Below are 23515 nucleotides of genomic sequence, written 5' to 3' on the forward strand. Positions count from 1 at the left end.
TGGTCCACACCCCAACCGATGCCTGCCCCATGATCCAGTCCGACCTCGACCTGTTCGGCACCCAGCCGCAACGCCTGGCCAGCCACACCGTGCTGCTGCCCGGCTTCGCCCTGGCCGAGATCGAGGCCCTGCTCGATGCCCTGCGCCCGGTGCTGCGTGCCGCGCCGTTCCGGCACATGCACACCCCGGGCGGCCTGCGCATGGCGGTAGGGCTGACCAACTGCGGCACGCTGGGTTGGGTCAGTGACGAACACGGCTACCGCTACAGCCCCTGCGACCCGCTCAGCGGCAAACCTTGGCCCGCCCTGCCCCCCGTGTTGCGCGAACTGGCCGCCCGCGCTGCGAGCATGGCCGGGTTCGACGGTTTCGTACCGGATGCCTGCCTGGTCAACCATTACCTGCCGGGCACCCGCCTGAGCCTGCACCAGGACCGCGACGAGCGGGACTTCGGCCAGCCGATCGTGTCGGTGTCGCTGGGCTTGCCGGCGGTGTTCCTGTTCGGTGGCCTGCAGCGCACCGACAAGACCCAGCGCATCCCGCTGAGCCACGGCGATGTGCTGGTCTGGGGTGGCGAGGACCGCCTGCGCTTTCACGGCGTGCTCCCGATCAAGCCTGGCGTGCATCCGCGCCTCGGTGAACGGCGGATCAACCTGACCTTGCGCAAGGCCGGTGGCTGAAGCGGCCAACGGCCCATAACCGGCGCAAACAGGATGAACGCGCATGAAACAGGTTGAACATCTTGGCCTGGCAAGCTTCAAACGATATGCCATGCCCTGTTCAGCCTGGAGCCCGCCATGCCCTACCAGCCCTGTTACCCGCCCTCTCAAAGCGGAGCCGCGCGCCTATGAAAATGCCCTGCCGCGCGCCCAATGCCTCACTACAGCTCGATTACGTACGCGACACCCTGTTCGGCCCGGTGGCGCAAAGCGTGGAGTGCCAGTGCCAACTCGCCGCCCTCGACCTGCAAGGCCGCCCCGGCCTGCGCCTGCACATTTGCCCGCCCCTGCCCGACAAGGTCGACCGCGCCCACAGCGTGGCCTTCGTCTGGGACGGGCGCAGTTACCACGGAGTGGTCCGCGACCAGGGCAAGTGCGGTGATGGCGGCCTGAACCTGCTGCTGGAACTGCTGTAAGACGATCAACGGCGATCAACCCGGCTGAACCCACCGGGCGCGTCACGTCTCGATAGCAAAAGGGCCCATGCCTGCCGGAGAACGCGGAGAACGTCAATGAACAGTCCGTTGCTCAAGCTCTTCACTCACCCCGCCGACGCCTGGCTGGAAATCCGCCGGGCCGAGGAAGACCACCCGCAGCAATATCTGCCGCGCCTGTTGGCCGTGGCACTAATCCCCGCTGTGTGCCTGTTCGTCGGCACGACCACCTTCGGCTGGAGCCTGGCGGCCGAGGAACGGGTGCGCCTGAGCATGACCAGCGCCGCCCAACTGGCGGGCTTGCTCTACGCCACAACGGTCGTCGGGGTAATGTTGATGGGCACGATGATCCGCTGGATGTCGCGCGGTTTCGATGCACAGCCCAGCCTCAACCAGTGCATCGGCTTTGCCGCCTACTGCGCCACACCATGGTTCTTTGCCGGGGTGGTCGGCCTGCTACCGATCCGCTGGCTGGCGCTGGCGGCACTGCTGGCTGCCTCGGCGTATGCCAGCGTGTTGCTGTATGGCGGATTGCAGACCTTCCTGCGGCTGAAGAAGGAACAGGCCATGCTGTTCGCGACCTGCGTGTGGGGGGTGGGGTTACTGCTGCTGGTCACCATCCTGGTGGCGATGATCCTGTTCTGGTTCAACGGCCTGATGCCGGAATATGTGCGCCCGGCCAGCGTGGGCTGACCGGGGCGCGGCAGGCGCCTCAGGCAATCGCCTTGAGTGTCGCCGGGTGGCTGTCACGCAGCGCGTGCAGCTGCCCCACCAGGTTGACCAGGTCACGGCAACTGTTGAGGCTTTGCAGGGGGACCCCGCTCAGGGTCACGCCCTCGTCGAGGCTCTGGCCCTGACCCAGGCGTATGGTCAGGTTGGCGCCATCCGTGCAGCTGACTTCGCAACGGTCGGGCAGGCAGGCCTGCTCGATCATCTGCCGCATTTCTAGCATCGAAACTCCTATCAACGACATGGTACGACCCTCTCTTTGGGATGGCCTGTTGTGTGAGTACGCCTTTGTCGGGCGAGGTGCCAATTGATATTGCGCATGCCCGGGCAGGCGCTCATGCGCCTGGGCAATGATCATGCAGGGAATCCTCTAGCACCTTAGTGGAAGATTGCCTGCGCGGGCTGCGCGTTCGAACGCAATGGCAGACTTAGCGACGAGCGGTCCCGGCAGGCCCCAGCGATGCCCAAAGGTGCTGTGCCGCATAGGCTCGCCACGGTCGCCATGCAAGGGCTCGTTGCGCAAGTTGGGCGTCCTTGCCTTCGAGCAGGCGCAACGCCTTGATCAACGCCACATCGCCCAGCGGCAAGGCATCGGCCGCGCCGGCCTGGCGCAATGCCAGGTAGTGCGCACTCCAGGGGCCGATACCCTTGAGCTGGCACAGGTTGCGCAGCAATTCATCCAGAACCTGCCCGCGGCGCAGCAACCTGGGCTCGGCGAGCAATGCATTGGCCAGCGTGCCCAGGGTGGCGGAGCGCGCTCGCGGCATGCCCATGCCATCGAATTTCGCAGCTGCCAATACCGGCAACGCCGGGAATACGTGGCTCAGGCCAGGTGCGGGCCAGCGCAAGGGCACGCCGTGGCGTTGCACCAGGCGGCCGGCCAGGGTCATGGCCCCGGCCACACTGACTTGCTGGCCCAGCACAGTGCGCATGGCCTGTTCGCAGGCGTCCCAGCCTTGTGGCACGCGCAGGCCTGGGCGCTCCTGTAGCAGGCGGGCCATCAGCGGATCGCGGGACAGTTCGGCATTGATGCGCGCGGGGTCGGCATCGAGGTCGAAGACCCGCCTCAGCCTGGCGATCAGGCCGGGTAGCGCGTGGGCCGGGACGCCTTCAAGGCGGACCCGCAGGTACTGGCTGCCCGAAGGTTTGGCGTGCAAGACGGCGTGGCGGCCGGCAATTACCAGGGTACGGCGGTAGGTGCCGTCGAGGCAGGTCTCGATGCCGGGGATGCAGCGGGCAGCGAGGAAGGCCAGGGTCGAGGGCCAGTGGTAAGGGGCACGGTAGCGCAGCCACAAGGTGTGGTGGCCGGGGGTGGGCAATGATCGACGTACGGCGTGCAGAGGGGTGAGCTTTGGCATGGCTGCATCATGCCAGCAAATGTAATAGCTGTACCGGCCCTATCGCCGGCAAGCCAGCTCCCACAGGTACAGCGTTGCTCTCGAGATTGTCGCTGTACCTGTGGGAGCTGGCTTGCCGGCGATAAGGCCGGACAATCCATTCAATCAGCCAGAATCAATGCGCCGCACCGTTCCGCGCTTACTGCATCTGCCCGAACCGCCCGGCATGGAAGTCGTCGAACGACTCGGCAATTTCCGCCTGGCTGTTCATCACGAAAGGGCCATAGCCCACGATCGGCTCGTCGATCGGCTCACCGCTTAGCAGCAGCAAGCTGGCACCTTCCAGCGCTTCGACCGCGACGTCCTCGCCGCCCCGGTCAAACAGCACCAGGCTGGATGGGCCGGCTTCTCGCTCGCCGTTGATCCGCACGTTGCCGCGCAACACCACCAGCGCCGCATTGCGCCCGGCGGCAACCGGCAGTTGCAAGGCTGCACCGGCATTCAGGCGCAGGTCCCAGACATCCATCGCAGTAAAGGTCCGCGCCGGCCCCGAATGCCCAAGATAGTCACCGGCAATCACTCGCAGGCTGCCGCCCTCGCCGTCCAGCGTCACCACCGGGATGTCCTTGGCCAGCAGCGTCTGGTAGCCGGCCGCTGCGCGCTTGTCCCGCGCCGGCAGGTTGACCCACAGCTGTACCATCTCCAGCGTACCGCCAGTACGGGCGAAACCTGGCGAATGGAACTCTTCGTGGATGATGCCATTGGCAGCAGTCATCCACTGCACGTCGCCAGGGCCGATCAAGCCGCCAGCGCCGGTGGAGTCACGGTGTTCCAGTTCGCCCTGGTAGACGATGGTCACGGTCTCGAAGCCGCGGTGCGGGTGCTGGCCAACGCCGCGCCGCGCACTGGTCGGGGTGAAGTCATGAGGGCCGGCATAGTCCAGCAGCAGGAACGGGCTGATCTTGCTGGCCAGGTTGTCGTAGGTGAACAGGCTGCGCACCGGGAAACCATCACCTACCCAGTGGGCGTGGGGGCTGCGGTGAATACCCAGAATCGTTTTCATGAGAAGGCTCCTCTCTTGGTTGAGATAACCTTACCAGTGAGACCAATCAGGCAATAGCCGGCTAAAATGGCATGCATCGTCTCATTTAAAGGACAATCCACAGCCAGCTGTCTGGAAAAACTATCCCGCCGGCCCCTGCAGCAGGAAGGCCTGCACTTGTTCGGCGCACGCCTCAGGATGCTCTTGCATGAAGCAGTGCCCACCTGCAACCTGCCTGCCGCTGACCTTAGGGTTGAGTGCCACCAGGCGATTCACCGAATGCGGTACGAAGGGGTAGGTGTGCTCGCCGTACAGCACCCGCGTGGGCGTACGGATTGCCGCCAGGCTCGCCCACATGCGCTTGGGGAACGAACTGAATATTTCCACTTCGCGGCTGGGCCGGCACTTGAGCACCACCGCTTCGCCACAGTCGCCAATGGCATGCTCCACGTAGGCCCGCAGCGCCGCATCGGTCCACCCCTTGAAGATACCCCGCCCATGCAGCGAAGCCAGGGCTGCCTCGCGGTCGGGCCAGTGGCTGCGACGGCTGGCAGCCTTGCGCGCCAGGGCATGGCGCTGGTGCAAGCCGACCAGGGCTGCCATCCCCATCACGCCCAGCATGCGCCGGCTGAACAGTACCGGGTCGAGCAGAACGGCACGCGCGAACAGTTGCGGTTCACTGGCCAGGATCAGGCCGGTGAGCACGCCACCGAAGCTGTGCCCGACGGCAAAGCGCGGTACCTCACCATACTCGCCTCGCCCGGCTGCAAAAGCCTCCACCGCCAACGCAGCGGTCCGGTTCCAGCCACGGAACACCCCGCCATGGTCGCTGTCACCATGGCCCTGGACATCGCTGAGCCACAGGTCGAAATGTTCGCCCAGGCGCATCAGCAATGGCTGGTAGGTAAGGCAGCAGAAGCCGTTGCCGTGCAGAAAATGCAGCAGCGGCTTGCCACTGGCCGGGGTTCGCCAGCCACGCAGGGTGAAGCCTTCGGCGCATTCGTGGGACCAGGGGATCAACTGCATCGGCTTACTGTACTCGCGGGGTCAGGAAAACGCTGATTCTACAAACAGCAGCGGGTACAGTGAAATCACCAGCAACAAGGCCATCAGGACATTGAACAGCATCAGCCAGCGCGGGTTCTGCAACAAGTTGCGCAGGGCGCTGCCGAACATCACCCACACCCCGACGCTCGGCAGGTTGACCAGGGCGAACAAGGCGGCAATGACAATGACGTTGGTCACATAGCCCTGCGCCGGCGTGTAGGTGGTGATTGCCCCGACTGCCATCACCCAGGCCTTGGGGTTGACCCACTGGAATGCCGCTGCTCCCCAGAAGCCCAGCGGTTTGCGGGCACTGGACGAAGCTGTGCCAACCGGCCCGGAGGTGGCGATCTTCCAGGCCAGGTACAGCAGGTAGGCGGCACCGGTGTAACGCAATACCGTATACAGCGCCGGCCAGGCTTTGAACACCTCGCCCAAGCCCAGGCCGACAGCCAGCACCATCACCATGAAACCGACACTGATGCCCAGGGCGTGGGGGATCGAGCGACGCACACCGAAATTCACCCCAGAGGCAAGCAGCATGGTGTTGTTGGGGCCAGGAGTAATGGAAGACACGAAGGCGAACAGCACGAAGGCGGTCAGCAGGTCGGCAGAGGCAAGCATGGCAGGCAATCCACTTTTTTTATGGGTGCTGTCACACTAACGGAGTCGCTCTCCTCTGCGACCGATACAGTTTCACTAAATTGTGTAGATACACATCGCTGTACCGCTACTATCAGATCAAGGAAGCCGTCCCATGAGCCTCACCATCCGTCCTGCCGTTCGCGCCGACGCCGAGCAGATACTTGCCTTCATCACCGAACTGGCAGAGTACGAACGCGCCCGCCACGAGGTAATCGCGAGCGTTGCCGATATCGAGCACAGCCTTTTTGGCGAGGGCAGCACCGTGCATAGCCTGATGTGCGAGCGCGATGGCCGGGCAATCGGCTTTGCCGTGTATTTCTACAGCTACTCGACCTGGCTCGGGCGCAACGGCATCTACCTGGAAGACCTGTACATAACGCCCGAGCAGCGCGGCGACGGTGCCGGGCGGCAATTGCTGCGGCACATTGCCCGCGAAGCGGTGGCGAATGATTGCGGGCGGCTGGAATGGAGCGTGCTGGACTGGAACGAGCCGGCTATCGGCTTCTATCAGAAGCTGGGGGCCGAAGCGCAGGATGAGTGGGTGCGCTACCGGTTGGATGGCGAGAAGCTGGCGGCGTTTGCCCGGGGCTGACCGGGTGGATGCTCACGGCATAGACCACTACAGGCCGAACCGGCTTACATGAGGGCTTGAGTGTGCATGCCTTGAGCTTTTCAGCACCTGTGAGATCGAGCGCCGCGCGGGCGGCGCTCGATCTCCCAGGCACTGCAAAACCAAAGCCCTACCATCAGGGCAATTGACGGCAGCCCCGCCCCATGGTCTCCTTATGCCTCGCGTTCAGGTGCCCCCGATGGGGGTGAAACGGGAAACCGGTGCGTCACAGGCCCTCCAGCAGGGCCGGACAAGGCCGGTGCTGCCCCCGCAACGGTAAGCGAGCGAAGCGTCTGTACCACTGTGCCTGATCCCCGGCATGGGAAGGTGACGCTTTCCAGGAGCCTGGCTCCTCCTCGCAAGCCCGGAGACCGGCCTGGCGTTCATGAACACCCCGCGGTGGGCGGGCGCTGTTGCATTCCCCTGGGCTGCCACGCTCGGGGCTGCCGCGCTTGCCCGTTGCCCACAAAAAGCAGAGGAACGCGTCATGCCCGTCACCAGCGCCAAACAACACAGCATTACCACCCCCGTCACCCTCAGCCAGCGTGTCGTCATCGCCATCGGCGCCAGCCTGCTGGGCCTGTGCCTGGTGTACTTCGCCGGCTTTTCGCACATCGAGGCCGTGCACAACGCCGCCCACGACACGCGCCACAGCGCCGCATTCCCCTGCCACTGAGTACGCCCGATGATCACACGCATTGCCCGCACCGCGGGCTTCAGCGGGTTGCTGGCGGCCTTGCTGCTGACCCTGCTGCAGAGCTTTTGGGTCGCCCCTCTGATTCTCGAAGCAGAAACCTACGAATCCTCGGCCCCCGTCGCCGAGCACGAGCATGCTGGCGAAGTGGCAGCGCATGAACACAGCGCCGAAGCCTGGGCACCTGAGGACGGCTGGCAGCGAGTGCTGTCCACCACCGGCGGCAACCTGGTGGTCGCGGTCGGCTTCGCCCTGATTCTCACCGCCCTGTACAGCCTGCGTGAACCCAAGCGAGCCGGCACCGGCGCACTCTGGGGCCTGGCCGGCTTCGCCGTGTTCTGCCTGGCCCCGACCCTGGGCCTGCCGCCGGAACTGCCAGGTACTGCCGCAGCCGACCTGGGGCAACGCCAGGCTTGGTGGATCGGCACCGCCAGTGCCACCGCGCTGGGCCTGGCCCTGCTGGTGTTCGCTCGCCACTGGTTGCTGAAGGCGCTGGGCGCCGTGCTGCTGGTCATTCCCCATGTGATCGGTGCGCCGCAACCCGAGGTGCACGAGAGCCTGGCCCCCGCCGCCTTGGAAACCCAGTTCAAAGTGGCCTCCTGGCTGACCAACGCCGCATTCTGGCTGGCCCTGGGCCTGCTCAGCGCCTGGCTGTTCCGGCGCTCCAGCCAGGCCTGATGCCTGCCTTCTACGCCGGTTTCGGCTGTCGTCGGGGTTGCCCGGCGGATACGCTGGAAATCTTGCTACGCCAGGCCCTGGCCACCCAGGGCCTGGCGTTGGCCGACCTGCAAGGCATCGCCAGCATCAGCCTGAAGGCCGACGAGCCCGGCTTGCAGCAACTGGCCGAACGCCTCGGCCTGTCTTTGGTGTTGTACGATACCGCGCAGTTGCAACCCTACGAACCCCGACTCAGCCACCGTTCCGCCGCTGCCCATGCCCACTGCGGCTGCTGGGGCGTGGCGGAGAGTGCGGCACTGGCCCTGGCCAGCCAGCGGGTTGGCACCGCCAGGTTGCTGCTGACACGCCAGGTACTGGGCCCGGCTACCCTCGCCCTGGCCTGTTGAACGTTTCCCCTCTTTCCTGCAAGGACTTACCATGACGGTCTACTTCATCGGCGCCGGCCCCGGCGACCCGGAACTGATCACGGTCAAGGGCCAACGGCTGATCCGTCAGTGCCCGGTGATCATCTATGCCGGCTCGCTGGTGCCGGCCGCCGTGCTCGAGGGCCACCAGGCCGAGACCGTGATCAACAGTGCCGAACTGCACCTGGAACAGATCATTGCCGCCATGCGCAGTGCGCATGAGCAAGGCCAGGATGTGGCTCGGGTACACAGTGGCGACCCCAGCCTGTACGGCGCCATCGGCGAGCAGATCCGCCATCTGCAAGCGCTGGGCATCGATTACCAGATCATCCCCGGGGTCACCGCTACAGCGGCCAGCGCCGCCCTGCTCGGCTGCGAACTGACCCTGCCCCAAGTAGCTCAGACCGTTATCCTCACCCGCTATGGTGACAGCTCGCCGATGCCGCCCGGCGAGCAGCTGGGCGACCTGGCGCGCCATGGCAGCACCCTGGCGATTCACCTGGGGGTCAAGCACCTGTCGCGTATCGTCGAAGAACTGCTGCCGCACTACGGCACGCACTGCCCGGTGGCGGTGGTGCACCGTGCCACCTGGCCGGACCAGGACTGGGTGCGCGGTACCCTCGGCGATATTGTGGAACGCGTCGCGGCCAAGGATTTCCGGCGCACGGCGCTGATCCTTGTGGGCCATGTGCTGGGCGACACACCGTTTGCCGAATCGGCCTTGTATCGCGCCGGGCACGCCCACCTGTATCGCCCTGGCGACTGAGCATTGCCAGGTTCGCCGCAGGCGTAGCAGACTCCGGTTTCCCGCCTGCAAACAGGAGTCATGCCCATGCTGGACCTACGCCCAAACTGCGAGTGCTGCGATACCGACCTGCCGGGTGACAGCCCCGATGCGCTGATCTGCTCCTTCGAATGCACCTTCTGCCGCACCTGCACCGAAAACCGTTTCCAGGGCCGCTGCCCGAACTGCACCGGCCAGTTGGTGGCACGCCCGACACGGGTCGGCCAGGCACTGGCCAACAACCCCGCCTCAACCCAGCGCGTGAGCAAATCACACTCCGCCTGCGCATGACGACTACAAAAAACAGGCATCGCCGCTTTGCCAGGGTGAAGTCTTTCCCTCTTTTTGTAGGACTTTTCAACAACAAGCACGTGGACTTTCAACACTTCTATACTCGGCATTACCAAATTTCGGGAATGGTCGTATCGTGCAGCGCTTCCGATAACCCCACTTGCAGACGTATTCCAGAGTGATCCAGGAAGCGGACCACATCCTGACAGGAGTTTTCTTCATGACTACCGTGCTGATCGTCGACGACCACCCCATCGTCCGGCTGTCCTTGCGCATGTTGCTCGACCGCGAGCGCTTCCGTGTTGTCGGCGAGGTCGGCAATGGCAGCGAGGTGTCGCAGGTGGCCCGCGACCTGCGACCGGATGTGGTAATTCTCGACATCGGCCTGCCCGGCCTGGATGGCATGGAAGTGATAAAGCGCCTGCAATGCCTGGAGCCGGCGCCCAAGATCATGGTGCTGACCGGCCAGGCCACCGACCTGTATGTGCGGCGCTGCCTGGATGCTGGTATCGGCGCTTTTGTCACCAAGGAAGAAGACCACGAGGCGTTGCTGTTTGCCCTTAAAGCGCTGGTCAAGGGCTACTCGACCTTCCCGCAGATGTCGGTCAACAGCAACTCGCTGGAAAGCGAGCCAGTGCGCCTGTCCAGCCTGTCCAACCGGGAAATGGAGGTGCTGCGGCGCCTGGCGCGCGGCGAGAACAACAAGAATATCGGCACCTGCATGAACCTCAGCGCCAAGACCATAAGCACCTACCGGGGCCGCATCATGGAAAAGCTCAAGACCGAATCACTGGTTGAAATGGTCGACCTGGCCAAGCGCAACAGCGTCTACTGAGCGCTCGATGACAATGAAGCGCCTGCTGGCAAGCGCCCTACTGGTCATCGGCCTGGCCGGTTCCGGCGCGCTGCTGGCAAACAGCGAACCTCGCCAGTTGCTGGCACGCTCGGTCAGCGCCGCGGCCCCGCTTGCGCTGTCCAGCGAAGAGCGTCATTGGCTACAGCAACGCCAGCACCTGGTACTTGGCAGTTCGCGCCCCGACTATCCACCGCTGGAGATCAATGTCAGTCAGCACGACTACGAAGGCCTCAGCGCCGATTACGCTGGCATCATCGCAGAGCAGCTGGGTACCACCATCGAAGTACGACGCTACGACAGCCGCCACGAAGCCATCGCTGCGCTACGCGACGGCCGTATCGACCTGCTGGGCAGCTCCAACGCCTTCGAGGCAGCGGATGCCCAGCTCAGCCTCAGTTCAAGCTACGCCGACGATCTGCCAGTCATCGTCACACGCGAGGGGCGCAGCCTGAAGAACACCCCCGACCTCGCCGGCCTGCGCCTGGCCATGGTCGATCATTACCTGCCGGCCAGCAGCGTCCGCAGCCTGTACCCCAAGGCGCAATTGAGCCTGTATCGCTCGACCCTGGCCGGGTTGGCCGCCGTCGAACTGGGCGAGGCCGACGCCTACCTGGGCGATGCCATCAGTACCGACTTCGCGATTGGCAAGAGTTACCAGGGCACACTGAAGATCGACCACTTCTGTCAGGTTGCCCCTGGCGCGTTTGCCTTTGCCATGGCCAGTGACAACCCGCGCCTGCAACAGTTGGTCAACAAGGCGCTGGCGCGTATCAGCGAAAGCGAACGCCTGAATATCCTGCGCCGCTGGAGCAGTGGCAACACCAGCCTGCTGCTGCAGCGCCACCTCACCGCCCTGACCGCCGAAGAAGAAGCCTGGATAGCTGCCAACCCCAACGTCAGCGTGCTGGTCAACACTTCGCTGGCGCCACTGACCTTCAACGACACCAAGCACCGCCCCAGCGGCATCACCCTCGAGCTGCTCAAGCAGATCTCGCTGCGCACGGGGCTGCATTTCAAGCCGGTCGAAAGCCCGTCGGCGCAAGCAATGATCGAGCGCCTGGCGCGCGGGGATGCGCAGATGATCGGCGCATTGGGTTACAGCACAGACCGTTCGAAACAACTGCGCTATACCCGCCCCTACCTGGTCAGCCCGCGGGTGCTGGTCACCCGTGGCGACAATGCATCACCGCCGCAGGCCATGGCGCTGGATGGCATGCGCATCGCCCTGGTACGCGGTTCGCCGCAACGGGCCGTGCTGCAACAACGCTACCCGCAGGCCAGGATGGTCGAGGTGGACAACCCGCTCGGCCTGATGGAGGCCGTGGCCAACGGTGCCGCCGACGTCGCCCTGAGCAGCCATATCAATGCCGCCTACTACATCAGCCATGTGTTCAAGGACCGCCTGCGCATTGCCAGCGTGCTCGACGACGACCCGGCCATCGCCGCCTTCGCCGTGGCCGCGGACCAGCCACAGCTGCAGGCAATCCTCGACAAGGCGCTGCTGAGCATTCCACCCGAAGAGCTGGACCAGCTGATCAACCGCTGGCGCACCACCACCCTGGTCAGTGACAGCCCCTGGCGCGACTACCGCACGCTGGCCTTGCAAGTGCTGGTGCTGTCGGCCTTGCTGCTGGCCGGGGTGGTGTTCTGGAACAGCTACCTGCGCAAGCTGATCAATCAGCGCACCGAGGCCCAGCATGCCCTGCAAGCGCAACTTGCGCTTAGCCGCGGCCTGCTTGAACAGCTGCGCCAGGCCAAGGACGACGCCGAACAGGCCAGCCAGACCAAAAGCACCTTCCTGGCCACCATGAGCCATGAAATCCGTACCCCGATGAATGCCGTGATCGGCCTGCTGGAGTTGGCCCTGGAAGACAGCCGCGGCGGCCGCTGCGACACCCAGACCCTGCAGACCGCCCACGATTCGGCCATTGGCCTGCTTGAGCTGATCGGCGATATTCTCGACATTTCCCGTATCGAATCCGGGCATATCACCCTGCAACCAGTGCCCACCAACCTGGTAGAACTGGTACGCGCCACCGTGCGGGTGTTCGAAGGCAATGCAAGGGCCAAAGGCCTGCACCTGCACAGCGAACTGCCCGCCGCGCCGGTGTGGGTGCTGGCTGATCCGCTGCGCCTCAAGCAGGTCTTGTCCAACCTTATCAGCAATGCCATCAAGTTCACCGACAGCGGTGAAGTCCAGGCCAGCCTGCTACTGCCCTCGCCAACCGACACTGACAGCCTGGCAGTGGAGCTGAGTGTGCGAGACACCGGCATCGGCATCAGCCCTGCCGACCAGGCCCGGCTGTTCAATACCTTCGTCCAGGCCGACGGCCCCCGGGCACGCCAGGGCGCCGGCCTGGGACTGGTCATCAGCCGCACGCTGGCCGAGTTGATGGGCGGTACCTTGAACTTGCAGAGCGTCGAAGGCCTTGGCACCAAGGTGCAGGTCAGCCTGCAGCTGCCCGCCTGCGCTGCACCGGTGCAGGCCGACCAGCACGACCCTGTGCTGGAAACAAGCAGCGGCCCTTTGAACATACTGGTGGTCGACGACTACCCCGCCAACCTGCTGCTGCTGGAGCGGCAACTGCATACCCTGGGGCATCGGGTCACGCTGGCGGAAAACGGGGAAATCGCGCTGGCACGCTGGCAGGCTGCGCGCTTTGACCTGGTAATCACCGACTGCAGCATGCCGGTCATGGACGGCCACGAACTGACCCGCCGTATCCGCAGCCTGGAGGGCGAACGCGGCCTGGCGGCATGCTGCATTCTCGGCGTCACCGCCAACGCCCAGGCCGAGGAGCGTGCCCGCTGCCTGGCCAGCGGCATGGACGAATGCCTGTTCAAACCCATCGGCCTGCGTACGCTCAAGACCCACCTGCCCCACGCCCACCACCGGCAGCAGCCGACAGCACGGCGCCCCAGCGGGTTCAACCTTGGCGAACTGCGCCACCTGACCCAGGACGACGAACAACTGACGCGGAACTTGCTGCAGCAGTTGTCACAAAGCGTCAGCGAAGACCTGGCCACCTTGCGGGCGTTGCCAGCAGACGCCCCCGGCGAAACTTTGCGCGCCTTGGCTCACCGGATCAAAGGTGGGGCGAAGATGCTCAAGGTACGCACGCTGGTCAAGGATTGCGAAGCCATCGAGCAGGCCCACGACCAAGGCCTGCCGACGGTTGACCTTCGCCTGCAACTACAGGCCAGCCTGGAGACCCTGCTGGACGAGCTGGGCGATGTGCTCAGTGCAATTGCAGCGTCGAACTGATCTGGCTGATAGCGTTTACCACGTGCCGTGAACCCTGCTGGATTTCCATGATCACCGTACCGGCTTCGTTGGCCAGCGCCACACCATGGCCGGTACGCTTCAGGCTCGACTGCATGCTGGCCACGGCCAACAGCGACAGGTCGTGGTTCTGCCGCACCACGTCGACGATTTCCAGGGTAGCCTTGCTGGTGCGCGCCGCCAGGCTGCGCACCTCGTCGGCCACCACGGCAAAACCGCGCCCGTGCTCGCCGGCGCGGGCCGCCTCGATGGCTGCGTTCAAAGCCAACAGGTTGGTCTGGTCGGCAATGCCACGGATGGTCAGCACTATCTGCCCGATCACATCCGACTGCTTGCTCACCGCATCGATACTGCGTGCCGCGTCGTTGAGTTCATGGGAAATCTGCTCGATCACCTGTACCGCCTGCTGTACTACCTCGGTGCCCTTGCGCGCGCAGGCATCGGTCTGTACCGAACTGGCATGGGCAGCATCGGCCGCGCTTTGCTGGGTGCTGACCTGGCGGGTGATGTCGCTGGCGAACTTCACTACCTTGTACAAGCGGCCCTTGCTGTCGAAGATCGGGTTGTAGGAGGCCTCCAGGTAGACCGTCTGGCCATGTTTGTCGACACGCTCGAAACGGTGCGAGTGGTACTCGCCGCGGTTTAGCGATGCCCAGAACTCGCGGTACTCGGCCGATTCGCGCTCATGCGCCAGGCAGAACAGCCCGTGATGGCGACCGACCACCTCGTCCAGGCGATAGCCCATGGTGTCGAGGAAGTTCTGGTTGGCCTTGATCACCCGGCCTTGCGGGGTGAATTCGATCACCGCCATGGAGCGGCTGATGGCCTTGAGCAGGCTTTCGCTCTCGTGCTCCTCCATCACTCGCTGGCTGATGTCGGATGCTACCTTGATAACGCTGGTGACCTGGCGCTGCTCGTCCAGTACCGGCATGTAGCTGGCTTCCAGCCAGACTTCGCGGCCGGCCTTGTCGATGCGCTCGAAGGTACCGCTGATGGCCTTGCCCTGCCCCAGTTCACGCCACAGTTGCTGGTATTCGGCGCTTTTCGCGTAGCCAGGGTCGCAGAACAGCCGATGATGCTTGCCGCGCAACTCCTCGGCGCTGTAGCCCATGGCTTGGCAGAAGCGCTCATTGGCATCGAGGATCGTGCCGTCGGGGGTAAACTCGATCATTGCCATGGAGCGGCTGATCGCCGCCAGCTTGGCCTGCAAGCTGGCCAATGCCTGATGACTGCGCTGGATTTCGACCAGATCGGACTTGCGGTGGAAATCGAACATGACGCCGGGCTCCTGTATGCGCGGTGTCCTGAGCATAGATCGCCATTAGCGCCATGCAAGCACAGTGCTATCACCTTGTAATTATTGCATTCGCAATACGGAGCGCCATTCTTAACCGGGATGGGCAAGCGTCCGCGCTCAGGAACTCTCCCGCACCATCAACTCGAAGCCCAGGTCCTGCTGCGCATTCGGCACCCGCTTGCCATCGAGCAACGCCAGCAGCGCCTGCGCAGCACCGCGCCCCACAGCGGCGCGAGGCGTGCGAATCGAGGTCAGCCGCGGCACCATGTGCGCCGAAGCCGGCAGGTCGTTGAAACCGACCATCGCCACCTGCCGCGGCACCTCCACCCCTTGGCGCAATGCCTGCAGCACCGCGCCCTGGGCCAGGTCGTCGTTGCAGAAGAAGATACCGTCGACATCCGGCGCCTGCCGCATCAGTTGGCTGAACAACTCGCTGCCCAAGGCAATGGAAGAAGGCTCCGGCGTCAGCACTTCCAGCTCGGTCGCCTGCAAGCCGGCCTCGGCCAACGCCTGGCGGAACCCTTCGGCACGCTGCATCACTCGTGGGTCCAGCTGTGCGGCAATGAACCCCAGGCGCTTGCGCCCGCGCTCGATCAGGTGGCGGGCGGCGGCGCGCCCGGCCTGCTGCTGCGAGAAGCCGACGGACAATGCACCAGCTTCGCCATTCAGTTCCATCATGTGCACACAAGGTACGCCACTGGCCGCCAGCATCTGCCGCGATGCCTCGCTGCGCTCGAAACCGGTCAGCAGCATGCCGCAGGGCTGATAGGCCAGGTAATTGCGGATGAGGTTCTCCTCTTCGGCAAGATCGTAGTGATAGTTGCCGATCAGCACCTCGAGCCCGCGCGGGCGCATGACCTCATGAATGGCTTCCAGCGTATCGATGAACAGCTGGTTGGACAGCGACGGAATCAACACCACCACCGACTGGCTGCGCGCCGAAGCCAGGGCACGGGCCGCCGGGTTGGCCACGTAGCCAAGGCTCGCTGCGGCAGCAACGACCTTTTCCACCAGCTCCGGCGCAACCGTGCTGACCCCACGCAGGGCGCGCGAGGCGGTAATCGGGGAAACCCCGGAAAGCCTGGCAACTTCTGCCAGGGTGGGACGACCTGTGGTACGGGAGCCGGTGCGGGACATGGATGTTGTAATTTTACTACTTGCAAGGAAAGGGAACGGCCACTAAGGTAGCGCTGTCTCAGGACGCAGGCAATGTAATCTTTGGCAGCAGCTAACACGCGCTCGCCGCCAAGCGTCCATACTGCGTAGGGACAAGACCAATAACACCGGGGAGGTGGCTGTTCGTCGACAACGAGACAGCGCTATCTCACCCGCAGGAGGTACTGATGAATTCTCCCCTGTCCGCCATCGTGGTGATGGGCGTGGCCGGTTGCGGCAAAAGCTGCATCGGCGCTGCCATCGCTGCCAGAAGCGGCGGCCGCCTGATCGAAGGTGACGCTTTCCACCCTGCCGAAAACATCCGCAAGATGAGCGCTGGCATCCCCCTGGACGACAGCGACCGTGCCGGTTGGCTGGTGCGTCTTGGTCAAGAGCTGCAAGCCACGACCCAGGCCGGGGAACGTCCGATCCTGACCTGTTCGGCCCTCAAGCGCCGCTATCGCGACTCCCTGCGCGACGCCATGCCCGGGCTGGTGTTCGTGTTCCTCGAGCTGTCACCCGCCGAGGCGGAGAAACGCGTGCTGGCCCGCCCAGGGCATTTCATGCCGGCGAGCCTCATCGATAGCCAATTCGCTGCCCTGGAGCCGCCACACGGCGAACCCCTGACCCTGGCGCTCGACGCCACCCAGCCCATCGAAGCGCTTGCCGAAGCGGTGGACAGCTGGCTAAAGGGCCGCAGTGAGCCGGGCCTGGCACAAACCGCCTGACCCAGGCGGCTTTCCCGGCCCAACCGAGACAGCGCTACCCTGCCCCTCAAGCGCAAGCAAATTTGCAAAAAAGCTACGCCAAAACAACGATAAGACCGAGGCCTTCAAACCATGTTCGGACTGGCTACTGATACCTTCCTGCTGCTCGACGCGCTGGTTACCATCGTCGGGCTGATCCTGCTGATCACCCACTTCAAAGTCCATCCCTTCGTCGCACTGACCATCGCGGCCGGCTTCCTTGGCCTGACCTCCGGCATGCCGGTGGCCAAGGTCATGAAATCGTTCCAGGACGGTTTTGGCGGTGTTCTGGGCTTCGTCGGCATCGTGCTCGCCCTGGGCACCATGCTTGGCAAGCTGATGGCCGACTCCGGGGGGGCCGATCAGATCGCGCAAACCCTCATCCGCGCCTTCGGCAAGAAGAACGTGCACTGGGCGATGATGTTCGCCGCCTTCCTGGTGGGTATCCCGCTGTTCTTCGAGATCGGCTTCGTGCTGCTGATCCCGCTGGTGTTCATCGTCGCCCGACGCTCCGGCGTATCGCTGATCAAGATCGGCATTCCACTGCTGGCCGGCCTATCGGTGGTGCACGGCCTGGTGCCCCCGCACCCGGGCCCGCTGCTGGCGATCGGCATCTTCCATGCCGACATCGGCAAGACCATTTTCTATGGCCTGATCGTGGCGCTGCCTACCGCCATCATCGCCGGCCCGCTGTTCGGTAATTTCATTTCCCGCTACATCCCGGGCACCCCGTCCCAGGAGCTGATGGACCAGATCGCCAAGGAGTCCGACCAGGGCAATCTGCCGAGCTTCACCATCACCCTGGTCACCGTGCTGCTGCCGGTGGTGCTGATGCTGCTGAAGACCTTTGCCGACGTGGTGCTGCCTGCCGAGCACATCGTGCGCCAGTGGATGGACCTGATCGGCCACCCCATCACCGCCCTGCTCGCTGCCCTGCTGCTGGCCTTCTATACCTTTGGCTCGGCCCGTGGCTTCAACCGTCAGCAGATCATGAAGATGCTCGACCAGAGCCTGGCACCGACTGCGGCGATCGTGCTGATCGTGGGTGCCGGTGGCGGCTTCAAGCAGATGCTGGTAGACACCGGCGTGGGCAACGTGATCGGGCAGATGGCCGTACAGGCGGAGATTTCGCCCATCATGCTGGCCTGGCTGGTAGCAGCGGTAATCCGTATCGCCACCGGTTCCGCCACGGTCGCCACCATTACCGGTGCGGGCATCGTTGCACCGGTGATCGACCTGGTGCCGGGGGTCAACCGTGAGCTGCTGGTGCTGGCCACCGGCGCTGGCTCGTTGATTCTGTCCCACGTCAACGACGCAGGCTTCTGGCTGGTGAAGCAGTACTTCAACATGACCGTGGCGGAAACCTTCAAGACCTGGAGCATGATGGAGACCATCCTGTCGATCGTCGGCATCATCTTCATCATGTTGCTTTCGCTGATGGTGTAACCGTTGATCGGGGTAATGGCACCTTGAAGCTTCGGGTAGGGCCGAAGGGAAGTATCAGCCCTACCAGAAGCAAAGGAGCCTGCCATGCCCCGCTCAAGCATCCTGCTGATTGCCCTGCTCGCCGCGCCGTTGGCCATTGCTGCCGGCACCGGCCCCACCTACCCCGACGACCCGCACAACCCGGCGCCCAAGCCGGGTGCGGACAGCACCCTCAACCCGATCGAAAAGCCCTTGCCGCGGGACACAGACCCACGCATAAAGGGCAACGACCCGGACAGCCCGCCAGCTGAACAGAATGACAACCGGGATTTGCCAGGGATGGATGGCAGCGGCTCGGAAGGTACCGGGCGGCAGGGAGCAGCCGATAATCAGCGTTGATCAATGCCCCTGAATGCAACTGTTTTGCTCAAATTCCAAAAGTTGCCGCAATCCCTGTAGGAGCGGCTTTAGCCGCGAAGAATCCAACGCGGTGATGGCACCGGCTGCGCCGGTGTTCGCGGCTAAAGCCGCTCCCACAGGGGCCCCCTTTGCTCACCACTGGCGCTTGTCCGGCCTGGTCAGCCCCAGCTTCTCGATCCGGTAACGCAGCATGTCCCGCGACAGCCCGAGCATGCGCGCCGACTTGGTCACGTTCCAGTCGGTGCGGTCCAGGGTCTTGCATACCAAGTCACGTTCCATGTCCGGCAGGCTGGTGCCGGGCTCCGGTTCGTGCCGAGGCATTTCGAACACCGCAGGCGCCGCCTGCTGCACCAGCGGCTCGTCGATCAAGGTCATGCACAGGTTGAGCTGGTGCGCCTGCACCACCTCGTTCGGCGCCAGCAGCACGGTCTGCTCCAGCATGTTGCGCAGTTCGCGCACGTTGCCTGGCCAGCTGTAACCGAGCATCAGGCTTTCCGCCTCGGCGGAAAAGCGCAGGTTCGGCTTGCCATAACGCCGGCCATGATGGGCCAGGAAATGCCGCGCCAGCAGCAGCACGTCCTGCCCACGGGCATACAGGCGCGGTACTTTCAGGGCAATGATACGCAGGCGGAAGAACAGGTCGCGGCGGAACTTGCCCTGCTGCACCATCTGCTCCAGGTTGCAGTTGGTAGCGCTGATCACCCGCAGGTCGACCTTGCGCTCCTTCACCGCGCCAATCCGGCGGATACTGCGGTCTTCCAGCAACTTCAGCAGCTTGGCCTGGAGCACCAGGTCCATCTCGCCAATCTCGTCGAGGAACAAGGTGCCCCCATCGGCAGCCTCCACCAGGCCCACCCTGCGCTCCTTGGCATCGGTAAAGGCGCCCTTCTCGTGGCCGAACAGCTCGGCCTCCAGCAGGTTGGCCGGGATCGAGGCGCAGTTGAACTCGATGAACGGCCCCTTGCTGCGCGAACCATCGAAATGCAGGGCGCGGGCCACCAGCTCCTTGCCGGTACCGGTCTCGCCTTCGATCAGCACCGGTGGCAGGTCGTCGCTGGCCATGCGCCGTTCTGCATCCAGCACTTGGCGCAGGGTGTGCTTGAGGGTGAGCATCGCCGGTGATTCACCGATCAATGCCTGCAACCCGGACTTCTGCGCCTCGCGCTCCTGGTAGAACGACAACGTGCGCTCCATGCGCTCGGCGGCCAGCGCCTTGTCCAGGGTCAGCTTGAGCTCGGCCAGCACCACGGGCTTGGTCAGGTAATGGAAGGCGCCCTCCTTCATTGCCTGCACGGCATCTTCCACGTTGCCATAGCCGGTCATCATGATCACTTTCAGGTCCGGCACCTGCGCCACCAAGGTTCGCAGCAGGTCGTGCCCGCTCATGCCCGGCAGCGAGTTGTCGGTCAGCACCGCATCGGGCTGGCCCCGTTTTATCTGCTCCAGCGCCAGCTCCGCGCTGTGGCACACGGTGACCTCGAAGCCCTTGAGGCCGAGGTAGGTGCGAATATTGTCGGCGAGAATTTCATCATCCTCGACTACCAGGATGCTGTGCTCCATGGTCCCCTCCCGCTGCGATATTGAATGTGAGGCTGACGCGGGTTCCTTCCTCTTCGCGGCTGCTCAGGCTGACCGAGCCGCCAAAACGCTCCATGATGCGTTTGACCAGGGCCAGGCCTACACCCAGGCCGCCCTGCTTGGTGGTGTAGAACGGCTTGAACACCATCCGTTCCTGCTGCTGGCTCATGCCGTTGCCGGTGTCACTAAGGACGAACTCGGCACGCTGCCCATCCTGCACATTGACCTGGGCGCACAGCATGCCACCTTCAGGCATGGCTTCCAGGGCATTGGAGAACAGGGTGTTGAGAATCTGCGTTAGCTGTAGCGGCTGGCTGGCCACCCATTGTGACCGGGGGCCTTCGTAGCAGAAGTGCACCCCGTTGCGTTCGATCTGCTGGGCGAAGGCCAGGTGGGTGTCCTCGATGGCCGTCACCAGGTCCACGGCCTCGGCATCGTCACTGGTCGGGCGCAGCGACACCAGCAGGTCACGCACCCAGCGCGACATGCGGTCGACCTGGCTGATGATGTCGGTGATGTTCTTCTGCGCCGCGGGGTTGGCGATTTCCTGAGCCAGTTCGGCGCTGGAGCGAATGTTGGCCAGCGGGTTGCGCAAGCTATGCGCCACGGCCGAAGACATCTCGCCCAGGGCCACATAGGTTTCACTGGCCACCAGCCGGTCCTGCTGCAGGTGCAGCAGCTGCGCGGCGCGGCGCACGATCCAGAACAGGCCGAAGTAGACCAGCGCCCCGCCCACCAAGGTAGAAGCCCAGATCAGCACATAACCGCGCTGGATGCGCCACACCAGGTCCTGCGGCTCCTTATAGACTTCCACCATGGCCAGCACCTGTTCGCCCTGGCTGTCGAACAGCGGGATGTAGTTCTCGATGAACAGATAGCGCGGTTCACGCTGGAACTTCTGCTCTTCGCGGTCATCCTCGGCCTGGTGGTAACTGGCCGATACCGTCTTGCGCGAGCGGAAGGCGCGGTCCAGGTCACCATCGGCCTCGATTCGCTTGCCGATCAGCTCCCGGTTGGTCGACCAGACAATGGTGCGGTCGCGGGCATAGACGTTGGCCAGCAAGGTGTCCGGCAGGTGCTCCACATGGTCGAGGAACTCGACCCGGGTCGATTCGGCCAGCTCCGGGGTGAACTGCAAGTGCTGCTGGTCCAGGCGCGGGTCAAGCAACTCGCCCATGGTGGTGCCCGGCGGCAACTGCGAATGACGTACTTCGGCCTGGGCCATGGCCTGGATGAACTGGGCGGTGAGCATGGCATCGCGCTCGACGCTGTCGCGCACCACGAAACGCGTCGACACATAACCCAGCCCGCCCGCCACCGAGGCGATGATCAGCAGGCTTATGACCGAAAACCAGCGCAGCAGGTTGAATTCGCGCAATGGCACGGCCACACCGTTGGCGGTAGTACTGGCCTTGTCAGGAACTTCTTTATCCAGCATCTGCATCGCGTGCTTCCCGCCCAGGGCGTCCATTCAGAAATGCATCAAGGCGACAAATAGTAGCCAATTGATAGCACTTCACCCGTGCAGCCGCAGCCGCCATTTGTCGTGTGTCGCGCTCTGCCTGTCACATTGCAAGAACCCAGCCAGCCAACATACCAATTAGATTTATCTTTTATTATCAATAGCTTGCAGGCTCATCTTAAATTACCTTGGAGGGCTATCCCCCACGTTTGGGGGTTTTCACCCAAAAAACTTCAAATCCTTCATAAACAATGAGATAGGAGCATTTATTAATGTAAGTCAGGAGCCATTGACCAGCCGGAAACTCAGCGAAACCCGGGTGCCATGGCCTTCACTGCTGCTGAGGCGGACACCGCCCCCGAAGCGTTCCATGATGCGTTTCACTAACACCAGGCCTACGCCCAACCCACCCTGCTTGGTGGTGAAGAAAGGCCGGAAGGCCATGCGCTGCTGCTGTTCGGTCATGCCTTTGCCGTTGTCGGACAGGCGCAGGGTCAGGTTACGCCGGTCATGGCGCACCACCTCGACACGCAACCGCCCACCCTGCTCCATCGACTCCAGGGCGTTGGCGATCAGGCTGCTGAAAATCTGCCGCAGTAACACCGGATGCCCCAGCACCTGCACGGCCGGTATCGGTTGCAAGTCAAGGCTCACTCCGCCGCGCGCCAGCGGCACTGCGTAGGTCTGCAGGCTTTCCTGCAATGCCAGCGGCAAATCCACCGCCACGGCCTCATCGTTGAGCGGGCGCAAGGACTGCAACATCTGGCGGATCCACTGCGACATGCGGTCAACCTGGCTGATGATGTCGTTGACGTTGCGCTGCGCCGGGCCATCGTCGAACGCCTGGGCCAACTCGGCACTGGAACGGATGCTGGCCAGCGGGTTGCGCAGGCTATGGGCCACCGCCGAGGACACCTCGCCCAGCGCCACGTAGGTTTCGTTGCTGATCAGCCGCTTCTGCTGCACCGCCAGCAGGCGCGCGGCGCGGTGCATGATGCCGTACAGGCCTACGTAGACCAGCGCGGCACCGATGGTGATCGCCAGCCAGATCAGGATCAGCCCATGCTCGATGCGCACGATCAGGTCATGGGGCTCCTTGTAGATCTCGACCATCGCCGTGACCTGCTCGCCATCGGCATCGAACAGCGGAATATAGTTTTCGATGAACAACTGCTCGGGTGGGATGACGAACTTCTGCTCGATGCGGGCCTGGTCGAAGTTGTGGTAACTGGCCGAGACTCGCATCTTGTACTCGAAAGCCTGCTCCAGGTCCTCGTCGCCTTCGATCAGCTTGCCGACCAGGGCCGGGTTGCTGGACCAGATCACCGTACGGTCCGGGGCATAGATGTTGGCCAGCAGCATGTCGGGCAGGTGCGCGATGTGGTCCAGGAACTCGCCACGCGCCCTGCGCCGGGCGTCCGGGTCGACATCGAGCAGGTTGGCGCGGTCGATGCGTGGGTCAAGCAGTTCACCCATGGTGCGCACATTGGGGATCGACACATGGCGCACTTCGGCATCGGCGATGGAGGTGATGAACTGCGCGGTGAGCAAGGCATCGCGCTCGATACTCTCGTCGACGATGAAGCGGCTGGAAATCAACCCCAGCCCGACCGCTACCGAGAGGATGATGGCCAGGCTGACCCAGGCGTACCAGCGCAGCAGGTTGAACGGCTTGCGTGGGGTAGCCAGTTCGTTACCGGCGGGTACTTCAAAAGCGTCGGAACGAGGGGCGATGTCCATGGCGGACTCCACAACTGGGCACCTTCAGAAGGTTATAGCCCAGAGTTGGGGAAACCATCGGGTCAGCTTGGTGGCATCCGCCGAAGGGTATTGTCTTGTTTCCCGTATTGAACGCACCTGCCTTGCAAAAATCCGATGCTCCCAC

Annotated in this window: 24 protein-coding genes, 1 pseudogene and 1 riboswitch; of the genes and pseudogenes, 14 read left to right on the forward strand and 11 right to left on the reverse strand. The window is 63.8% G+C overall.

What is annotated here, in order from left to right; all coding sequences use genetic code 11:
* The first annotated feature begins 29 nt into the window (after positions 1-29).
* The 3 genes from alkB to RR51_RS12500 all read left to right on the forward strand — a co-directional run bounded on the left by alkB (position 30) and on the right by RR51_RS12500 (position 1843).
* The gene (gene alkB / locus RR51_RS12490; protein ID WP_039613712.1) at positions 30-677 is read left to right on the forward strand and encodes a DNA oxidative demethylase AlkB; all 648 of its coding nucleotides are present in this window, start codon (positions 30-32) and stop codon (positions 675-677) included.
* A 167-nt stretch (positions 678-844) separates the two neighbouring features.
* Positions 845-1132: a hypothetical protein gene (locus RR51_RS12495; RefSeq protein WP_013972780.1), complete on the forward strand. Its 288-nt coding sequence runs from the start codon at positions 845-847 to the stop codon at positions 1130-1132.
* Between the two features lie 96 nt (positions 1133-1228).
* Positions 1229-1843, forward strand: a complete 615-nt coding sequence (locus tag RR51_RS12500; protein ID WP_039613693.1) for a Yip1 family protein — start codon at positions 1229-1231, stop codon at positions 1841-1843.
* Positions 1844-1862: 19 nt separating this feature from the next.
* Here the strand turns inward: RR51_RS12500 and RR51_RS12505 are convergent, their stop codons facing one another.
* The 5 genes from RR51_RS12505 to RR51_RS12525 form a co-directional block, all read right to left on the reverse strand.
* Positions 1863-2123 carry a DUF1652 domain-containing protein gene (locus tag RR51_RS12505; protein WP_024087193.1) on the reverse strand — a complete coding sequence of 87 codons (261 nt, stop codon included), beginning with the start codon at positions 2121-2123 and terminating at the stop codon, positions 1863-1865.
* A gap of 184 nt (positions 2124-2307) precedes the next feature.
* Complete coding sequence (locus RR51_RS12510) at positions 2308-3237, reverse strand: DNA-3-methyladenine glycosylase family protein (RefSeq protein ID WP_039613694.1); 930 nt, start codon at positions 3235-3237, stop codon at positions 2308-2310.
* 178 nt (positions 3238-3415) lie between these two features.
* Positions 3416-4279 carry a pirin family protein gene (locus tag RR51_RS12515; protein ID WP_039613695.1) on the reverse strand — a complete coding sequence of 288 codons (864 nt, stop codon included), beginning with the start codon at positions 4277-4279 and terminating at the stop codon, positions 3416-3418.
* Positions 4280-4399: 120 nt separating this feature from the next.
* On the reverse strand, positions 4400-5284 hold the full coding sequence (locus RR51_RS12520) for an alpha/beta fold hydrolase (protein WP_039613696.1): 885 nt from the start codon (positions 5282-5284) through the stop codon (positions 4400-4402).
* Between the two features lie 21 nt (positions 5285-5305).
* Positions 5306-5926 carry a LysE family translocator gene (locus tag RR51_RS12525; protein WP_015270522.1) on the reverse strand — a complete coding sequence of 207 codons (621 nt, stop codon included), beginning with the start codon at positions 5924-5926 and terminating at the stop codon, positions 5306-5308.
* A gap of 133 nt (positions 5927-6059) precedes the next feature.
* Between RR51_RS12525 and RR51_RS12530 the strand changes: the two genes are divergently transcribed.
* The 8 genes from RR51_RS12530 (at position 6060) to RR51_RS12565 (ending at position 13529) form a co-directional block, all read left to right on the forward strand.
* Complete coding sequence (locus RR51_RS12530; RefSeq protein WP_039613697.1) at positions 6060-6539, forward strand: GNAT family N-acetyltransferase; 480 nt, start codon at positions 6060-6062, stop codon at positions 6537-6539.
* 189 nt (positions 6540-6728) lie between these two features.
* Positions 6729-6951, forward strand: a riboswitch (cobalamin riboswitch).
* Positions 6952-7044: 93 nt separating this feature from the next.
* On the forward strand, positions 7045-7233 hold the full coding sequence (locus RR51_RS12535) for a CbtB domain-containing protein (RefSeq protein WP_003258255.1): 189 nt from the start codon (positions 7045-7047) through the stop codon (positions 7231-7233).
* A 9-nt stretch (positions 7234-7242) separates the two neighbouring features.
* The gene (locus RR51_RS12540; RefSeq protein ID WP_039613698.1) at positions 7243-7929 is read left to right on the forward strand and encodes a CbtA family protein; all 687 of its coding nucleotides are present in this window, start codon (positions 7243-7245) and stop codon (positions 7927-7929) included.
* Positions 7929-8315 carry a cobalamin biosynthesis protein gene (locus RR51_RS12545; protein WP_039613699.1) on the forward strand — a complete coding sequence of 129 codons (387 nt, stop codon included), beginning with the start codon at positions 7929-7931 and terminating at the stop codon, positions 8313-8315. The genes RR51_RS12540 and RR51_RS12545 overlap by 1 nt, the downstream gene beginning before the upstream one ends.
* A gap of 31 nt (positions 8316-8346) precedes the next feature.
* Positions 8347-9099 (forward strand): precorrin-4 C(11)-methyltransferase, encoded by a 753-nt coding sequence (cobM, locus tag RR51_RS12550; protein WP_024087197.1) that lies wholly within the window; start codon positions 8347-8349, stop codon positions 9097-9099.
* Between the two features lie 66 nt (positions 9100-9165).
* Entirely contained in the window at positions 9166-9408 is a 243-nt protein-coding gene (locus tag RR51_RS12555) for a DUF1272 domain-containing protein (protein WP_039613700.1), read from the forward strand.
* Between the two features lie 220 nt (positions 9409-9628).
* On the forward strand, positions 9629-10243 hold the full coding sequence (locus RR51_RS12560) for a response regulator transcription factor (protein WP_039613701.1): 615 nt from the start codon (positions 9629-9631) through the stop codon (positions 10241-10243).
* Between the two features lie 13 nt (positions 10244-10256).
* Positions 10257-13529: a transporter substrate-binding domain-containing protein gene (locus RR51_RS12565; protein ID WP_039613702.1), complete on the forward strand. Its 3273-nt coding sequence runs from the start codon at positions 10257-10259 to the stop codon at positions 13527-13529.
* Here the strand turns inward: RR51_RS12565 and RR51_RS31915 are convergent.
* The 3 genes and pseudogenes from RR51_RS31915 to RR51_RS12575 form a co-directional block, all read right to left on the reverse strand.
* Positions 13504-13941 (reverse strand): methyl-accepting chemotaxis protein, encoded by a 438-nt coding sequence (locus RR51_RS31915; protein WP_239688284.1) that lies wholly within the window; start codon positions 13939-13941, stop codon positions 13504-13506. The two genes, RR51_RS12565 and RR51_RS31915, sit on opposite strands and share 26 nt — an antisense overlap.
* 99 nt (positions 13942-14040) lie before the next feature.
* Positions 14041-14859, reverse strand: a pseudogene (locus tag RR51_RS31920) (PAS domain-containing protein); the annotation flags it as partial.
* 102 nt (positions 14860-14961) lie between these two features.
* Positions 14962-15981 carry a LacI family DNA-binding transcriptional regulator gene (locus RR51_RS12575; protein ID WP_024087200.1) on the reverse strand — a complete coding sequence of 340 codons (1020 nt, stop codon included), beginning with the start codon at positions 15979-15981 and terminating at the stop codon, positions 14962-14964.
* A 206-nt stretch (positions 15982-16187) separates the two neighbouring features.
* Here RR51_RS12575 and RR51_RS12580 point away from each other — a divergent pair, with 206 nt between their 5' ends.
* The 3 genes from RR51_RS12580 (at position 16188) to RR51_RS12590 (ending at position 18569) form a co-directional block, all read left to right on the forward strand.
* Positions 16188-16727 carry a gluconokinase gene (locus RR51_RS12580; RefSeq protein WP_015270531.1) on the forward strand — a complete coding sequence of 180 codons (540 nt, stop codon included), beginning with the start codon at positions 16188-16190 and terminating at the stop codon, positions 16725-16727.
* Positions 16728-16838: 111 nt separating this feature from the next.
* Positions 16839-18191 carry a GntP family permease gene (locus tag RR51_RS12585; protein ID WP_039613703.1) on the forward strand — a complete coding sequence of 451 codons (1353 nt, stop codon included), beginning with the start codon at positions 16839-16841 and terminating at the stop codon, positions 18189-18191.
* Positions 18192-18275: 84 nt separating this feature from the next.
* Positions 18276-18569 carry a hypothetical protein gene (locus tag RR51_RS12590; RefSeq protein ID WP_015270533.1) on the forward strand — a complete coding sequence of 98 codons (294 nt, stop codon included), beginning with the start codon at positions 18276-18278 and terminating at the stop codon, positions 18567-18569.
* 153 nt (positions 18570-18722) lie between these two features.
* Here the strand turns inward: RR51_RS12590 and RR51_RS12595 are convergent, their stop codons facing one another.
* The 3 genes from RR51_RS12595 to RR51_RS12605 form a co-directional block, all read right to left on the reverse strand.
* The gene (locus tag RR51_RS12595; RefSeq protein WP_015270534.1) at positions 18723-20150 is read right to left on the reverse strand and encodes a sigma-54-dependent transcriptional regulator; all 1428 of its coding nucleotides are present in this window, start codon (positions 20148-20150) and stop codon (positions 18723-18725) included.
* Entirely contained in the window at positions 20119-21612 is a 1494-nt protein-coding gene (locus RR51_RS12600) for a sensor histidine kinase (RefSeq protein ID WP_039613713.1), read from the reverse strand. The genes RR51_RS12595 and RR51_RS12600 overlap by 32 nt, the downstream gene beginning before the upstream one ends.
* Before the next feature lie 297 nt (positions 21613-21909).
* Entirely contained in the window at positions 21910-23370 is a 1461-nt protein-coding gene (locus tag RR51_RS12605; RefSeq protein WP_039613704.1) for a sensor histidine kinase, read from the reverse strand.
* Between the last annotated feature and the right edge of the window lie 145 nt (positions 23371-23515).

This window comes from Pseudomonas sp. C5pp (assembly GCF_000814065.1).
Classification (GTDB): Bacteria; Pseudomonadota; Gammaproteobacteria; order Pseudomonadales; family Pseudomonadaceae; genus Aquipseudomonas; species Aquipseudomonas asiatica.

Bases quoted from the DNA above. Each gene is read 5' to 3' on its own strand.
- alkB (WP_039613712.1), top strand. From the start codon at position 30: ATGATCCAGTCCGACCTCGACCTGTTCGGCACCCAGCCGCAACGCCTG.
- RR51_RS12495 (WP_013972780.1), top strand. From the start codon at position 845: ATGAAAATGCCCTGCCGCGCGCCCAATGCCTCACTACAGCTCGATTAC.
- RR51_RS12500 (WP_039613693.1), top strand. From the start codon at position 1,229: ATGAACAGTCCGTTGCTCAAGCTCTTCACTCACCCCGCCGACGCCTGG.
- RR51_RS12505 (WP_024087193.1), bottom strand. From the start codon at position 2,123: ATGTCGTTGATAGGAGTTTCGATGCTAGAAATGCGGCAGATGATCGAG.
- RR51_RS12510 (WP_039613694.1), bottom strand. From the start codon at position 3,237: ATGCCAAAGCTCACCCCTCTGCACGCCGTACGTCGATCATTGCCCACC.
- RR51_RS12515 (WP_039613695.1), bottom strand. From the start codon at position 4,279: ATGAAAACGATTCTGGGTATTCACCGCAGCCCCCACGCCCACTGGGTA.
- RR51_RS12520 (WP_039613696.1), bottom strand. From the start codon at position 5,284: ATGCAGTTGATCCCCTGGTCCCACGAATGCGCCGAAGGCTTCACCCTG.
- RR51_RS12525 (WP_015270522.1), bottom strand. From the start codon at position 5,926: ATGCTTGCCTCTGCCGACCTGCTGACCGCCTTCGTGCTGTTCGCCTTC.
- RR51_RS12530 (WP_039613697.1), top strand. From the start codon at position 6,060: ATGAGCCTCACCATCCGTCCTGCCGTTCGCGCCGACGCCGAGCAGATA.
- RR51_RS12535 (WP_003258255.1), top strand. From the start codon at position 7,045: ATGCCCGTCACCAGCGCCAAACAACACAGCATTACCACCCCCGTCACC.
- RR51_RS12540 (WP_039613698.1), top strand. From the start codon at position 7,243: ATGATCACACGCATTGCCCGCACCGCGGGCTTCAGCGGGTTGCTGGCG.
- RR51_RS12545 (WP_039613699.1), top strand. From the start codon at position 7,929: ATGCCTGCCTTCTACGCCGGTTTCGGCTGTCGTCGGGGTTGCCCGGCG.
- cobM (WP_024087197.1), top strand. From the start codon at position 8,347: ATGACGGTCTACTTCATCGGCGCCGGCCCCGGCGACCCGGAACTGATC.
- RR51_RS12555 (WP_039613700.1), top strand. From the start codon at position 9,166: ATGCTGGACCTACGCCCAAACTGCGAGTGCTGCGATACCGACCTGCCG.
- RR51_RS12560 (WP_039613701.1), top strand. From the start codon at position 9,629: ATGACTACCGTGCTGATCGTCGACGACCACCCCATCGTCCGGCTGTCC.
- RR51_RS12565 (WP_039613702.1), top strand. From the start codon at position 10,257: ATGAAGCGCCTGCTGGCAAGCGCCCTACTGGTCATCGGCCTGGCCGGT.
- RR51_RS12575 (WP_024087200.1), bottom strand. From the start codon at position 15,981: ATGTCCCGCACCGGCTCCCGTACCACAGGTCGTCCCACCCTGGCAGAA.
- RR51_RS12580 (WP_015270531.1), top strand. From the start codon at position 16,188: ATGAATTCTCCCCTGTCCGCCATCGTGGTGATGGGCGTGGCCGGTTGC.
- RR51_RS12585 (WP_039613703.1), top strand. From the start codon at position 16,839: ATGTTCGGACTGGCTACTGATACCTTCCTGCTGCTCGACGCGCTGGTT.
- RR51_RS12590 (WP_015270533.1), top strand. From the start codon at position 18,276: ATGCCCCGCTCAAGCATCCTGCTGATTGCCCTGCTCGCCGCGCCGTTG.
- RR51_RS12595 (WP_015270534.1), bottom strand. From the start codon at position 20,150: ATGGAGCACAGCATCCTGGTAGTCGAGGATGATGAAATTCTCGCCGAC.
- RR51_RS12600 (WP_039613713.1), bottom strand. From the start codon at position 21,612: ATGCAGATGCTGGATAAAGAAGTTCCTGACAAGGCCAGTACTACCGCC.
- RR51_RS12605 (WP_039613704.1), bottom strand. From the start codon at position 23,370: ATGGACATCGCCCCTCGTTCCGACGCTTTTGAAGTACCCGCCGGTAAC.